General features: G+C 42.7%; 15 protein-coding genes and 1 pseudogene. 8 read left to right on the top strand and 8 right to left on the bottom strand.

Translation table 11 applies throughout. The annotated features are described in order from the left end of the window. Nucleotides 1-179: 179 nt before the first annotated feature. Nucleotides 180-434 (top strand): DUF1289 domain-containing protein, encoded by a 255-nt coding sequence (locus tag VQ643_RS01495; protein WP_414197494.1) that lies wholly within the window; start codon nt 180-182, stop codon nt 432-434. Here VQ643_RS01495 and VQ643_RS01490 read toward each other — a convergent pair. From VQ643_RS01490 to VQ643_RS01480, 3 genes are all read right to left on the bottom strand, one after another. Then, a complete protein-coding gene (locus VQ643_RS01490) occupies nt 431-1225 on the bottom strand; it encodes a DUF1266 domain-containing protein (RefSeq protein ID WP_414197493.1) in 795 nt (264 codons plus the stop codon). The genes VQ643_RS01495 and VQ643_RS01490 overlap by 4 nt on opposite strands. A gap of 43 nt (nt 1226-1268) precedes the next feature. Further along, complete coding sequence (locus VQ643_RS01485) at nt 1269-2093, bottom strand: DUF1266 domain-containing protein (RefSeq protein WP_414197492.1); 825 nt, start codon at nt 2091-2093, stop codon at nt 1269-1271. A 129-nt stretch (nt 2094-2222) separates the two neighbouring features. Beyond that, nucleotides 2223-2705 (bottom strand): L,D-transpeptidase family protein, encoded by a 483-nt coding sequence (locus VQ643_RS01480; RefSeq protein ID WP_414197491.1) that lies wholly within the window; start codon nt 2703-2705, stop codon nt 2223-2225. 126 nt (nt 2706-2831) lie between these two features. Here VQ643_RS01480 and nadC point away from each other — a divergent pair, with 126 nt between their 5' ends. The 6 genes from nadC to VQ643_RS01450 are packed head-to-tail and all read left to right on the top strand — an operon-like array spanning nt 2832 to nt 8253. Next, the gene (gene nadC / locus VQ643_RS01475) at nt 2832-3680 is read left to right on the top strand and encodes a carboxylating nicotinate-nucleotide diphosphorylase (RefSeq protein ID WP_414197490.1); all 849 of its coding nucleotides are present in this window, start codon (nt 2832-2834) and stop codon (nt 3678-3680) included. Between the two features lie 8 nt (nt 3681-3688). Next, entirely contained in the window at nt 3689-4684 is a 996-nt protein-coding gene (locus VQ643_RS01470) for a methyltransferase (RefSeq protein ID WP_414197489.1), read from the top strand. Between the two features lie 15 nt (nt 4685-4699). Next, nucleotides 4700-5578, top strand: coding sequence for a thioredoxin (gene trxA, locus VQ643_RS01465; protein WP_414197488.1), 879 nt, complete (start codon nt 4700-4702; stop codon nt 5576-5578). 11 nt (nt 5579-5589) lie between these two features. Continuing rightward, entirely contained in the window at nt 5590-6924 is a 1335-nt protein-coding gene (locus VQ643_RS01460; protein WP_414197487.1) for an MATE family efflux transporter, read from the top strand. 11 nt (nt 6925-6935) lie between these two features. Beyond that, a complete protein-coding gene (gene hemH / locus VQ643_RS01455; RefSeq protein ID WP_414197486.1) occupies nt 6936-7964 on the top strand; it encodes a ferrochelatase in 1029 nt (342 codons plus the stop codon). Further along, entirely contained in the window at nt 7945-8253 is a 309-nt protein-coding gene (locus tag VQ643_RS01450; RefSeq protein WP_414197485.1) for a putative quinol monooxygenase, read from the top strand. The genes hemH and VQ643_RS01450 overlap by 20 nt, the downstream gene beginning before the upstream one ends. Here the strand turns inward: VQ643_RS01450 and VQ643_RS01445 are convergent. The 3 genes from VQ643_RS01445 to upp form a co-directional block, all read right to left on the bottom strand. Further along, nucleotides 8250-9110, bottom strand: a complete 861-nt coding sequence (locus tag VQ643_RS01445; protein WP_414197484.1) for an alpha/beta hydrolase — start codon at nt 9108-9110, stop codon at nt 8250-8252. The two genes, VQ643_RS01450 and VQ643_RS01445, sit on opposite strands and share 4 nt — an antisense overlap. Nucleotides 9111-9202: 92 nt before the next feature. Beyond that, nucleotides 9203-10468, bottom strand: coding sequence for a uracil-xanthine permease family protein (locus VQ643_RS01440; protein WP_414197483.1), 1266 nt, complete (start codon nt 10466-10468; stop codon nt 9203-9205). 3 nt (nt 10469-10471) lie between these two features. Next, complete coding sequence (gene upp, locus VQ643_RS01435; protein WP_414197482.1) at nt 10472-11110, bottom strand: uracil phosphoribosyltransferase; 639 nt, start codon at nt 11108-11110, stop codon at nt 10472-10474. A 141-nt stretch (nt 11111-11251) separates the two neighbouring features. Here upp and VQ643_RS01430 point away from each other — a divergent pair, with 141 nt between their 5' ends. After that, on the top strand, nt 11252-11809 hold the full coding sequence (locus VQ643_RS01430) for a hypoxanthine-guanine phosphoribosyltransferase (RefSeq protein ID WP_414197481.1): 558 nt from the start codon (nt 11252-11254) through the stop codon (nt 11807-11809). A gap of 62 nt (nt 11810-11871) precedes the next feature. Here the strand turns inward: VQ643_RS01430 and VQ643_RS01425 are convergent. Then, a pseudogene (locus VQ643_RS01425) lies at nt 11872-12051 on the bottom strand (CPCC family cysteine-rich protein); the annotation flags it as partial. A 12-nt stretch (nt 12052-12063) separates the two neighbouring features. Beyond that, nucleotides 12064-12513 (bottom strand): hypothetical protein, encoded by a 450-nt coding sequence (locus VQ643_RS01420; protein ID WP_414197480.1) that lies wholly within the window; start codon nt 12511-12513, stop codon nt 12064-12066. Nucleotides 12514-12530 lie beyond the last annotated feature (17 nt).

Here is a 12530-nt window from a genome sequence, read left to right as displayed (position 1 = left end):
TTTAAAAATTGATTTAAAAAATTAATAAGTGAAATCTGTAGATTTGTACTTGCAAAAAACGGAATTAGTTCCTTGAAAAAATATTATATTTTCATGCTAATTTTGTTTTTCCAAATGACAGGTTTTGTTTCGTTAAGCCGATCATTATACTCAGAAAATCTCCTAGTAGAGCAAGCCCTATGCAGCAACTTGAGTTTTTTGACATACCAAGCCCTTGTGTTGGGGTTTGTCAGGCCAATAATAAAGGTTATTGCAAAGGCTGCTTTCGTTCACGCGATGAGCGTTTGTATTGGTTAAAGCTTACGGATGTGCAAAAGCGTGATGTGATTCGCCTTTGTCAGCAGCGCAAGGCGCGAGTTTTAAAAGCAAAGCAAGAAGGTTTGCCGTTGCAGTCAATAGATAACCTGCCAGAAGATGACTTGTTTGCAGATTAATCTGCTAGGGTTGGAAAAGGAATATCTTGCCATGCTTGAGCCTCAGTGAGCGTTGTACAGTTGCTGTCATCATAGCTAATCAGCAATAGGTAAATCTCATTTAAGAGGTAAGGCTCCTCTACATCAGCAAACACATAGCCTAAATGAATGGATAAAGCATACTCCAGCCAAGAGCTACTTTTACTGGCAGTGATGGCAAGTGCTTTAGTAAGACAATGCCACAGGTCTTGTTGTGAAATATAGCTAGCCCAGTAGCAGCGACGTGCCAAGCCAACAGCTAAACAAACATCCCAAGCATAGGTTGATCTAAGCTGCTCGGGTTGTTCGATCTGCAGTTGGTTATCCGTTTTTTCAGCAATAGCCTTGAGTGCCTGCTGTTTTTGTATTGGATCATCCTGCATCTTTTGATCAAGCTGGAAGCTATCAACAAGACTTAGTTTGTGTTCAATGACTGTTCGGGCAGAGTTTGAATTGAAAATTTCCCATTCTTTATCTAATAGATAGCGCAGGCTGCTAAGACTGTAATAAGCGGATTGATTACTTGCCGTCAGTGTCGCAATAGGTTCGCCATCATGTAGAAAATAAGGTGCAGCTAAAGCTAAACCTTGCTTTTGCCATTCAGTAAGAGTGGGGCAAGGGTGTTGCTGATTGAAATGAGCGAGTTCTATACGGTTTTTTTCGATAAGCTGGTGGTTAAGTCTTATACGGTATAGTGTGCGCCAAATGGCCTGGATGACTTTAATGGCTAATACGCCAGAAATTAACAGAATAATAAGATAAGTGAAGTTCATAATAGCATGACTTATAAACAGTAAATCTATAAATCATACAGGGTTAAAACGCTTTAGCATGATAGATAAAATCAAACTCACGCCAAATAGCGATTTCATACTCACGTGCAGGTGGTAAATGGTCAGCTGTACGGGGGCTGTAAACACTCGAACCCAGTAAGCGGAGTAAATCAGAGTCTAAATTACGATGTAAGCGTTTAGGTTCAGATAGCTTTTGCCCAAGAAGAATAGATACAGAGTAATCAACCCAAGAGCCTAAGCCACAGGTTTGTGCCGTTTGTGCTGCTTGTTTGATATAGCGCCACATCGTTTCTTCTGTTAAGTAGCCGCACCAAAAACACCAACGTGTTACTGCAATCGCACGCGCTGTATCCCAAGCATAGGTCGAGCTGGTTTTTTTCGCCTCTTCCAATGAGGTGGGGTCGTTATCTGCTGTGAATGCAGCAAGGTATTGCTGAACTTCTTGTTGTTTATGTTCTAGTAACGCGTCAAGTTGATGAGCATCTTGTAAGGTTAATAAATGCTCAATAATGACTTGTGCGCTTTCGCTGTCAGTAATGCACCAGCGTTGTTTGAGAAATTGACGATATTGACTGATAGAAAGCAAGCTAACCTCTGGTCGCACTTCTTTAAGAGGTTCATTGAACTGCAAAAATATAGGTGCCCCAAAAGCGAGCCATGCTTGCTGTTGGTGTGTTGTAGGGGGGACAGGTTGTTCAGTTAGAAATTTATAGATTTCATCTTGAGCTTTTTGCGCTTGCTGCTCGGCAGTGATCTTTTTTTCACGAATAAAACTAAGGCAAACGGCGAGAAAGCTTAAGCCGATTAATATAAGTAATAGCAGTAGAGAGTAGCCGAGCCCTTCCATAAGCGCTGTTCTCCAAGATAAGAATATTAATTCTTACTAATTAATAAGACTCTATACTAAATAAAAATATAATACTTTGCATGTATATGTTAACTATTTGACTATTCTCTCATAAAAAAAAGGGTCATTTTAGGGGTGAATACTAATAAGTGTTCCCACTTTGACTAGCGACAAAAATTCATCCATCTCTTCATTGGTTAATGCAATGCAGCCATCTGTCCAATCGCGTTGTTGTGTGAGGCTAGAAAACTGTTCATAGCCATTAGGTTGACCGTGCACCATAATCAGCCCTCCAGGTGAAACACCGCGCGCCTTAGCATTTTTCTTGTCTATAGCATTTGGATAGCTAATATGCATTGAACGGTAATAGCTTGAGCGCTCATTAATATAATCAAGTTTATAGGTGCCTTCTGGTGTGCGACTATCACCTTCTTGCTGTTTGTGTCCTAGTGGGTTTCGTCCTAATGCAATATGGTAGCTTTTGATTATTTTTTGTTTATCCATAAGTTGCAAAATGCGTTGCTCTTTAAATACCACAACATGGTCGACAGCTGCATAAGCAGTTGTTAAGCATAAGTAGAGTAGAGCAATAAATAAGCCTAAGCGCTTCATTTGTGAATCCTTAAAACGGTTTGTTATGTAGAATTTTAACCAGAAAAAAGGTTCCATGCGTTTAGCCTTTCATTCGTTAGCAATGAATGTCAAAATCAAGCGCATTTGTAGTGATGGGCATGAGCAATGGCAAATCTTACGTTGGCAGAGTTACAAACAGAAATTCGTTTGAATGTGGAGCGTGCATTAGCTGAGGATGTAGGCTCAGGTGATATTACTGCGCAGCTTATTCCGGCAACAGCTAGTGCCAGTGCAAAAATTATTACCCGAGTACCTGCGGTTATTGCAGGTTGTGCTTGGGTTGACGAAGTATTTCGTCAGGTGGATCCACAGGTGCAAGTCACGTGGCATGTGAAAGATGGCGACAAGGTAACACCTAATCAAGTGTTATTTGAATTGTCAGGGGCCGCTCGTTCATTACTGACAGGCGAGCGTAGCGCGTTGAATTTCCTACAATTATTATCAGGTGTTGCTACACGTTGTCAGTTTTTTGCTAATAAAGTGCAAGGCACTCAGGTTAAATTATTGGATACGCGTAAAACCTTACCTGGACTACGGTTAGCACAAAAATATGCTGTAACCTGCGGCGGTTGTCATAATCATCGTATTGGTTTGTACGATGCCTTTCTCATTAAAGAAAATCATATTGCTGCCTGTGGTGGTGTGGCTCAGGCGGTGCAAGCCGCAAAACAGATTGCATCGCATAAAGCTGTTGAAATTGAGGTGGAAAATCTTGATGAGTTAGAACAAGCGCTAGCAGCGAGTGCTGATATTATTATGTTAGATGAATTGAGCTTAGAAGATATGCGTATTGCTGTTGGTTTGGCTCAAGGTAAGGCTAAATTAGAAGCTTCTGGCGGTATTAATGAGCACAGCATTTTGGCTATAGCGCAAACTGGCGTAGATTACATTTCCATTGGTAGTTTAACTAAAGATATAACAGCGGTGGATTTATCCATGCGCTTTAGTATGTAAGGCAGGTTATGGATCCACGCAGCGAAGTTATATTACGTCATCCAGAAGCCTTTACAATGCCTTTGTTGATAGCAGGTTTGGCTTCTGATGATTTACTGAGCCATCTTCCACACGCGCAAGCTTGGTGTTGGAACGCAGCAGATTATGCCGAGCTAGAACAGCGCTATGCTTCACGTGTTAGTTTCTCTACTCAAGCACCAGAACAACACTTTGCGGTAGGCGTACTTTTTTTGCCTAAGTCAAAAGAGCTTACTGAATACTTATTACAAGCCTTGGCCGCTAAGGTTGAACAGCTTTACTTGGTCGGTGAAAAACGCGCTGGTGTAGAACGTGCAGCGAAGCAGCTGGCAGCTTATGGCAAGGCGTATAAGCTCGACAGTGCGCGTCATTGTCAGCTATGGCGTTGTGATATTAAGGCAAAGGCAGCGCCACCTGACTTATTGGCTTTAGCCAAACATATTGAGCTTACTGTTAATGAGCAACCATTAGTGGTTAAAACCTTGCCAGGTGTTTTTAGCCATGGGCGGTTGGATCAAGGTACCGCTTTATTGCTGGCGCATTTAGAGCATCTGCCCCAAGGAAAGATGCTTGATTTTGGCTGTGGTGCAGGAGTGATTGGTGCTGTATTAGCTAAAACCTATCCTGATAGTGAAGTTACATTATTAGATGTAGATGCTTTCGCGCTTGCTAGCGCCCAGTTAACCTTGGCCGCAAATCAATTGAGTGCACATGTTATTGCAGGTTCTGGTATTGGTGATGCGCCTATAGGGCTGAGCGCTATTGTGAGTAATCCACCTTTTCATCAGGGCGTGCATACCAGTTATGCGGCGACTGAACAGATGCTCAAACAAGCAGAAAAGCATTTGCAAAAAAATGGCCAGTTACGCATTGTTGCTAATAGCTTTTTAAAGTATCCCCCTATTATTGAACAACATTTGTCAGCCTGTACTACGCTAGCGCAAGAGCGTGGTTTTTCTATTTATAACGCTGAAAAAGCCCGTTAATGACGAGATATTGAAATGAGTGAAGAGAGTTATATTTTTGCAGTAGATGGCTTTACTAATTTTATTCAAAACGTAGTTGAAGCCTCTGCAAGCAAACCTGTTTTAGTTGATTTTTGGGCTGAGTGGTGTGCGCCTTGTAAAGTGTTAATGCCTCTACTAGAGAAAATTACATCCGAATATCAAGGTGAATTACTGTTAGCTAAGGTTAACTGTGATGAACAGCAGGAAGTTGTAGCGCAAATGGGCGTGCGTAATTTGCCTACAGTGGTGTTATTTAAAGATGGTAAGCCTTTAGATGGTTTTTCAGGCGCTCAGCCAGAGTCGGCAATTCGACAATTGTTAGAGCGGCATATTGGCTTGCCAACGCCACAAGCTGAAGAAGTAAATGTATTGGAACAAGCACAGATCGCTTTTGATCAAGGCGAGTTCGCTCAAGCTGAAGAATGGCTCAAGCAACTATTAACAGAAGATAACACGAATGAAGCAGCTTTGATCTTATTCGCACGTTGTCTAGCTGAACGTAATGAGCTTGAAGAAGCAGAAGCTGTATTAGCGGCGGTTAAAAGCGATGAGCACAAGCAAGCATTAGCTGCTGCAAAAGCACAGATCGCTTTTTTGCGTGAAGTAGAAGACTTGCCCGAAATGGCTATTTTAAAATCACGCCTAGCGCAAAACCCACAAGATGATGAAGCCTGTCTGCAATTAGCTTTACAACATATGGCCCGCCAGCAATACGAAGCAGCACTAGAGTCTTTATTGCAGCTGTTTATCCGCAATCGTAGCTTTAAAGAAGGCGCAGCCCATAAAACGCTATTGCAAATTTTTGACTTATTAGGAAATGAGCACGCCTTAGTCACTCAGTATCGTCGTAAGCTATACCAAGCCTTGTATTAAGGTGTAGTGCGTTGTTTTTACTGGCCTTGAAAGATGCATGGCAACATGCTCAAACACGTCAGCGCATTTGGGCGCTGGCGATTCCCATGATTCTAAGTAATCTTACAGTACCCTTGGTAACCTTGGTGGATACCGCTGTAGTTGGGCATTTACCCCATGATTATCAGTTGGGAGCGGTTGCTGTTGGTGGCATGATTTTTACTACTATGGCGTGGGTGTTTGGCTTTTTGCGGATGGGCGCAACAGGCTTTGCGGCTCAGGCTGCGGGCAAGCAAGATAATGCACAGCTTACCCAGATTTTTTATCAAGGATTATTGCTAGCTGGCATTATTGCATTGCTTATCATTCTCTTGGCTAAGCCTGTATTTTGGCTGGCGTTAGCTAATATGCAAACTAGTACAGAGTTGCAAGCCCATGCTTATGCTTATTTTACCACCCGATTATGGGGTGTGCCGGCGATATTAGGCAGCTTTGCATTAACAGGCTGGTTAATTGGCATTCAAAACGCTAAAGCCGCTTTGTTGATGAGCTTGGCCAGTAACCTGATCAATATTGTATTAGATGTGTTGTTTGTCTTTGTTCTGGATTGGGGCGTGCAAGGTGCCGCACGAGCCTCCGCCATTGCAGAGTGGGCGGGTTTTTTGGTTGGTTTCAGTATTGCTTGGAGAGTCTTAATTCGTAGTGAAGATTTAGTTAAGCGTCTGAAAAAATGGGCAAACTGGCAGCCATTGCTAGGTGTTAATCGCGATATTTTAGTGCGTTCACTATTACTGCAAGCGGTCTTTCTGGTTATAACTATTCAAGGCGGTCGTTTAGGTGACACTACAGTTTCAGCCAATGCACTGCTGTTAAACGGCTTAATGATATGCTCCTTTGCTTTAGATGGCTTAGCGCATGCGTTAGAGTCATTAACAGGTCATGCTTTAGGCGCTAATAACAAGCTGGCATTGCGCCGTGCACTTTTGTTAACAAGTAGTTATGCACTGTTAGCAAGCTTTGTATTTATGCTATTTTTTCTCGTATTTGGTGCGCAATTTATCTTGCTGCAAACGGATATTCAAAGCGTATTTTTAGCCGCTCAGCCGTATTTGCCCTATCTTGCCGTGTTACCCTTAGTGGCGGTCTGGAGCTATATTCTCGATGGACTATTTATAGGTGCGACCAAGGCAAAAGAAATGCGTAATGCAATGCTGCTAGCTGTGCTGGTAAGTTTGCCCGTTGGCTATATTTTGCAGCCATTAGGCAATCATGGTTTATGGATAACTTTTTTATTGTTTATGGCCTTACGTGCAGGTTTTTTACTGATTCCTGCTAGGCATATTTCACGCTGGTTTAAACCTGTATAGGAAATGGTTAAATGACACAACATGCTTTACTGCTGGTCAATTTAGGCTCGCCAAATTCCACATCAGTAGCTGATGTCCGTAGTTATTTAAATCAGTTTTTGATGGATCCTTATGTGGTGGATTTGCCTTGGCCTATTCGCCGCTTGTTGGTATCGCTTATTTTGCTCAAACGCCCAGCTGAGTCTGCGCATGCCTATCAATCTATATGGTGGGATGAAGGTTCGCCTTTGGTAGTCATTAGCCAGCGGTTAGCTAAGCAAGTTCAGCCTTTGTGGGAGCACGGCCCCGTTGAACTGGCTATGCGTTATGCTCAGCCTTCTATTGAGAGCGCTTTGCTTAAGTTAGCTAAGCAAGGTATTAAAGAAGTGACTTTATTTCCTCTGTATCCACAGTTTGCTGATAGCACTACAACTACTGTGATCAAAGAAACTCAGCGTCAAATTAAACAGCATAGTTTGTCAATGAAGCTAAATACAGTAGATGCTTTTTATAATAATGCTGCTTATATTGATGCTTTAGTGGCTAGCGTAAAGCCTCAACTAGAGGCTGGTTTTGACCACTTATTGCTGAGTTTTCATGGTTTACCAGAACGTCATCTCCACAAAAATGATGCTAAAGCTGGCGAGTATTTGAATAACGCAACATGCTGTTCGGCAGCCGATGCACAGACGATTGCTCAATGCTATCGCGTGCAATGCTTCTTAACCGCACAAGCCTTTGCAGAAAAAGCGGGTTTAACTGCAGAGCAATGGTCGGTTTCATTTCAGTCACGTTTAGGTCGTGCTAAATGGATTGAACCTTATACTGAACAGCGTTTAGATGAATTGGCTAAACAGGGTGTAAAAAAGCTTTTAGTGATGTCTCCTGCTTTCGTAGCCGATTGCATTGAAACCTTAGAAGAGTTAGGCATTCGTGGGAGAGAGCAGTTTTTAGCTGCCGGTGGTGAAGAGTTGGTTTTACTGCCTTGTTTAAATGACAACGTACAATGGGCGCAGGTGGTTGCTGATTTGGGGAAGGTGCATGTTAAAGCTGATCGCTGAAGATTTTATTGCTCCTGAACACATAGCTAAAGTACTGCCGCTATACCGCGAACTACTTGATAAAACGCGCCAAGAAGCCGGCTGTATCCGTTATGAGCTATGTCATGATTTGAGAGAACAAGGGCACTTTGTATTTATTGAAACATGGCAAGATTATGCAGCACTAGATGCTCATGTAGCTTCTGAACACTTTCAGCGTTTAGTACCACAAATTGACCAATACAGTTATAAAGCAGGGCGCTTTACACACTTGCAAGCCTTTACTGAAGTTAGCGGCAGTATTCTCTAAGGAGATAGGTTGCAACAACCTGGTTGCAGTGCTTGTTGTAAAAAAACTAAAAAATTGTCCTGTACTTGAGGGTTAAAGATGCCTTCAATATGCCTAGTATCAGCTAGTACCATGTTGGCTTTCGGCGCGTTGGTTTTAGCAAACAATTCTGCGCTATGGCGGTGAGGTATTAACTGGTCGGCATCCCCATGAAAATAAAAAATCGGCATATGTAGCTTATCAAGGTACTGATAAGCGCTAAACTCATCGCTCACAAGCCATTGCATACCTGACAATTTATCATTAGCAATTTTAGAGTACCCATAAAATGTTGAATCAATAATCATGCCTCGTACATGTTGTGTAGCGCTGCTACCAACACTAGCGATAGCCACATTACCACCTAAGCTTTGACCAAATACAAATAGCTTGCTTGGATCAATTTCTGGATAGTTCTCTGCAAATGCCAAAGCACTGATGCCATCTTGATAAACCCCTTTAAATGAAGGCTCGCCTGTTGACTTCCCATAACCGCGATAATCAAAGGTAATGAGGTTGTAGCCTTCCCCAGGTAGCCATGCAACGGCGAGATAATGTGCTGTAATATTGGCGGCATTGCCGTGGTAATGCAGAATTGTACCTAGGGCATCTTTAGGGTTGTCGTGCAATTGGCTAGGCACAAACCAACCATGTAGTTGTTCGCCATCGGCAGTTGTTATGGTTAATTCTGTAAAGGTCTGCCCGTAGTGTGCGGGTGAGCGGCCATAATCTATTTGATCTGGATAATAAAACTGATTTTGTGCCAGCCTTGAAGCAACAGCTGCCAATACAAGAAGTAAGATGCAGAAGCTTAATAGAAAGAGTAATTTTTTGCTCATTGTGCAACATTCCCTGTGTAAACAACGAAACTAAGATTAAGTGGCTGTTGCTCACTGCTCCTAGGTATTTCCTTGAGCAGTGAACATATTGGCTATTTAATCAGTGGATCTTCCATCGGGTTGCGTTTCCATGCGCTACCGCCTGGCAGAATAAGATTAAGTAACATGGCTACTAATGCACAAAGTGAAATACCGGTTAACGCAAACTCGCCACTACCTAACTTCATACCGCCAATGCCGAATACCAAGGTGACCGACACAATAATAAGGTTGCGAGGAATGGATAAATCCACTTGGTTGCGTATAAGGGTATTAAGCCCTACGACAGCAATAGAACCAAACAGCAAGCAAAGAATACCGCCCATAACGGGGAGTGGAATGCTTTGTAGTGCCACACCAAACTTGCCAATAAAAGCTAAAACAATGGCGATAACGGCTGCCCACGTCATAATTTTAGGGTTGTAGTTCTTGGTTAGCATGACAGCGCCTGTTACTTCGGAGTAGGTTGTATTAGGCGGTCCACCAAAAAATCCAGCAGCAGAAGTTGCCACACCATCACCTAAGAGAGTGCGATGCAAACCTGGCTTTTGCAGATAGTTATTGCCTGTTACATTGCCAATAGCAACAACACCGCCAATATGCTCAATGGCGGGAGCCAAGGCGACGGGAAGCATGTACAAAATAGCGCCTAGATGAAACTCAGGCAGCATGAATTTGGGCAGGGCAAACCAAGGTGCTTGGTTAATAGCAGTACTATCAATAATGTTGAACATGATAGATAGGCTAACGCCAACAATAATGCCTATGAGAATAGGGATTAAACGAAACAAGCCGCGCCCTAGCACTGCCACCAATAATGTCGCAATTAAAGTGCTCATTGAAATGATGATTGAGGTTTCATAAGCAACTAGTTGCGTGCCTGAACCATCAATGCCCATTGCCATATGAACAGCGTTAGGTGACAAGGCTAAGCCAATGCACATAATAACGGGAGCGATTACAACTGGCGGTAACAGACGGTCAATAAAGCCAGTCCCCTTCATCTTAACAGCGGCACTGAGCAAGATATAAACCACACCCGCCGCAACAATGCCGCCTAATACTGCTGGCATACCAAACTGCCCTTTAGCCGCCAGAATAGGCGCAATAAAAGCAAAGCTTGATGCTAGAAATACAGGGACTTGGCGCTTGGTAACAATCTGGAATAAAAGTGTGCCTAAACCAGCAGTAAATAAGGCAACGTTAGGATCCATTCCTGTAATCAGTGGCATTAAGACTAAAGCGCCAAATGCTACAAATAGCATTTGAGCGCCTGCCAGTGCTTGGCGCCATAGCGGGTCATGAACAGTGGTGTTCATAACTTAGCTTTCCTTCTGTTTGGTGCCGAAGATTTTATCGCCAGCATCGCCAAGACCCGGAATAATATAGCCTTTGCTATTTAAACCCTGATCAATAGATGCTGTATAAATTTGTACATCTGGATGGGCTTTACGCACTGTTTCAATACCTTCCGGCGCAGCCACTAATACCATAGCGCGAATTTCACGACAGCCAGCTTTTTTCAACAGGTCAATAGTGGCAACCATGGAGTTGCCGGTCGCCAGCATAGGGTCAATAATTAATGAAAGACGCTCATGGATTTCAGGTGCTAACTTTTCTAAATAGGTGTTAGCTTCTAAGGTTTCTTCGTTGCGCACAACGCCTACCGCACTGACTTTAGCGCTAGGAATTAGGCTAAGTACACCTTCAAGCATGCCTATGCCAGCGCGTAAAATAGGTACTATTGTGATTTTTTTGCCAGCGATTTTTTGTGCCGTAACTGGACCATTCCAGCCATCAATTTGATATTCTTCTAGCGTCAGGTCTTTGGTCGCTTCATAAGTGAGTAGGGCGCCCACTTCTTGAGCAAGCTCGCGAAAGTTCTTAGTGCTAATTTCGGCACGACGCATTAAGCCGATTTTGTGACGCACAAGAGGGTGTTGGATTTCATGCACTGGCATTGTGAAATTTCCCGGTTATTTTACAAAATAACCTAAGGATAAACGAAAAGCGTAAAAACGGCATCTTATTTGCCGACTGGTACTTGCTCTTAACGCTAACTCGCAGTACCTTTTGCCGCTTTCTTTTTGGAGGTAAATAAGGTGTCCACCGATTTACAACATATTCGCCAAGTGATGGCGCAGGCTGATGTACTTTATACAGAAGCCGAAGTTGAAGCAGCAATTGATAAGGTTGCTAGCCAGATCAACCAGCGCTTAGCAGACGCTAATCCTGTTGTGTTTTGTGTCATGAATGGTGGCTTGATCTTTGCTGGAAAGTTATTAAGTAAACTCAACTTTCCATTAGAGCAATCTTATTTACATGCCAGCCGTTATCGAAATCAGACCAGCGGTGGCGAGTTATTTTGGAAAGCAAAACCAGAAATCTCAATTCGTGATCGCTCAGTTATTATTGTGGATGACATTCTTGATGAAGGTCATACCCTTGCTGCCATTATTGAATACTGCAAAGCAGAAGGCGCAACTGCGGTATATAGTGCAGTACTGATGGATAAAGACCATGACCGTAAAGCAATTCCTGGTTGGGAAGCGGACTTTACAGGTTTGCATTGCATTGACCGTTATATTTTTGGTTATGGCATGGACTACAAAGGTTACTGGCGTAACGCCGCCGGTATTTATGCGGTAAAAGGCATGTGAGCTGATAAATCAAAGCCGAACCTAACTGTGTTCGGCTTGGTTGCAGGTATTAAGGTTTATCTTTAGTGTGGTTTTTTGGTCTGCTGTAAATGCTGTTCGTTTAACAACAGGCTCGCTTTATAGCGGTTTAATGTAGTGCGGTTACAGCTGCTGTAATCATCTCCAACTATTCTATCATTTTGCCAGTTACAAACAGGGCAAATTTCAAAGAATGCGGCTTCAGTATTCGCAAATACAAGGTATTCACAAGCTGGTTAATCTAATTGTTTAACGCGTTTTAATAAAATGCTGCCATTTGCCTGTGGTTCTATTTGAAATATCCCTAAGTTAACTGACATTTGTTTGCTGTAGTGTTCAGAGCAAGGGCTGCTGCCGTCGACCGATTGTTGTGTTAGTGTTAGGTTAATTTGATTGTCAGGTAATACAGTAAAGCTTCCTGCGCTGCTATAGAAGCATTGGTTTCCACACTTAGATACCTCATATAACCTAAAGCTATTGCTTTTAGCATCAAATTGAATACGGTAACCACCTTGCCAAACCTCCATTTTCTCGGCATTGGCTAATGAGTATTCATCTACTAAATATTCATTAATAGGCGGCATAATGCTGTAGGTTGTGCCTAAATTAAGTGCTGTGGTTTGGGCGTAGCTGCTTGAACTAATCAACCATAGAGCAAGTAAGATAAAAGATTTTATATAGCGCATTATGTATTCCTAAAAGC

Origin of the sequence: Pseudomonas sp. F1_0610 (genome assembly GCF_047470865.1) — a bacterium.
Taxonomy (GTDB): Bacteria; Pseudomonadota; Gammaproteobacteria; order Pseudomonadales; family Pseudomonadaceae; genus JAZDRH01.
This window is presented reverse-complemented; position numbering and strand designations above follow the sequence as displayed.

Bases quoted from the DNA above. Each gene is read 5' to 3' on its own strand.
- upp (WP_414197482.1), bottom strand. From the start codon at position 11,110: ATGCCAGTGCATGAAATCCAACACCCTCTTGTGCGTCACAAAATCGGC.
- VQ643_RS01485 (WP_414197492.1), bottom strand. From the start codon at position 2,093: ATGGAAGGGCTCGGCTACTCTCTACTGCTATTACTTATATTAATCGGC.
- nadC (WP_414197490.1), top strand. From the start codon at position 2,832: ATGGCAAATCTTACGTTGGCAGAGTTACAAACAGAAATTCGTTTGAAT.
- VQ643_RS01450 (WP_414197485.1), top strand. From the start codon at position 7,945: ATGTTAAAGCTGATCGCTGAAGATTTTATTGCTCCTGAACACATAGCT.
- VQ643_RS01495 (WP_414197494.1), top strand. From the start codon at position 180: ATGCAGCAACTTGAGTTTTTTGACATACCAAGCCCTTGTGTTGGGGTT.
- VQ643_RS01480 (WP_414197491.1), bottom strand. From the start codon at position 2,705: ATGAAGCGCTTAGGCTTATTTATTGCTCTACTCTACTTATGCTTAACA.
- VQ643_RS01420 (WP_414197480.1), bottom strand. From the start codon at position 12,513: ATGCGCTATATAAAATCTTTTATCTTACTTGCTCTATGGTTGATTAGT.
- trxA (WP_414197488.1), top strand. From the start codon at position 4,700: ATGAGTGAAGAGAGTTATATTTTTGCAGTAGATGGCTTTACTAATTTT.
- VQ643_RS01440 (WP_414197483.1), bottom strand. From the start codon at position 10,468: ATGAACACCACTGTTCATGACCCGCTATGGCGCCAAGCACTGGCAGGC.
- VQ643_RS01470 (WP_414197489.1), top strand. From the start codon at position 3,689: ATGGATCCACGCAGCGAAGTTATATTACGTCATCCAGAAGCCTTTACA.
- hemH (WP_414197486.1), top strand. From the start codon at position 6,936: ATGACACAACATGCTTTACTGCTGGTCAATTTAGGCTCGCCAAATTCC.
- VQ643_RS01445 (WP_414197484.1), bottom strand. From the start codon at position 9,110: ATGAGCAAAAAATTACTCTTTCTATTAAGCTTCTGCATCTTACTTCTT.
- VQ643_RS01490 (WP_414197493.1), bottom strand. From the start codon at position 1,225: ATGAACTTCACTTATCTTATTATTCTGTTAATTTCTGGCGTATTAGCC.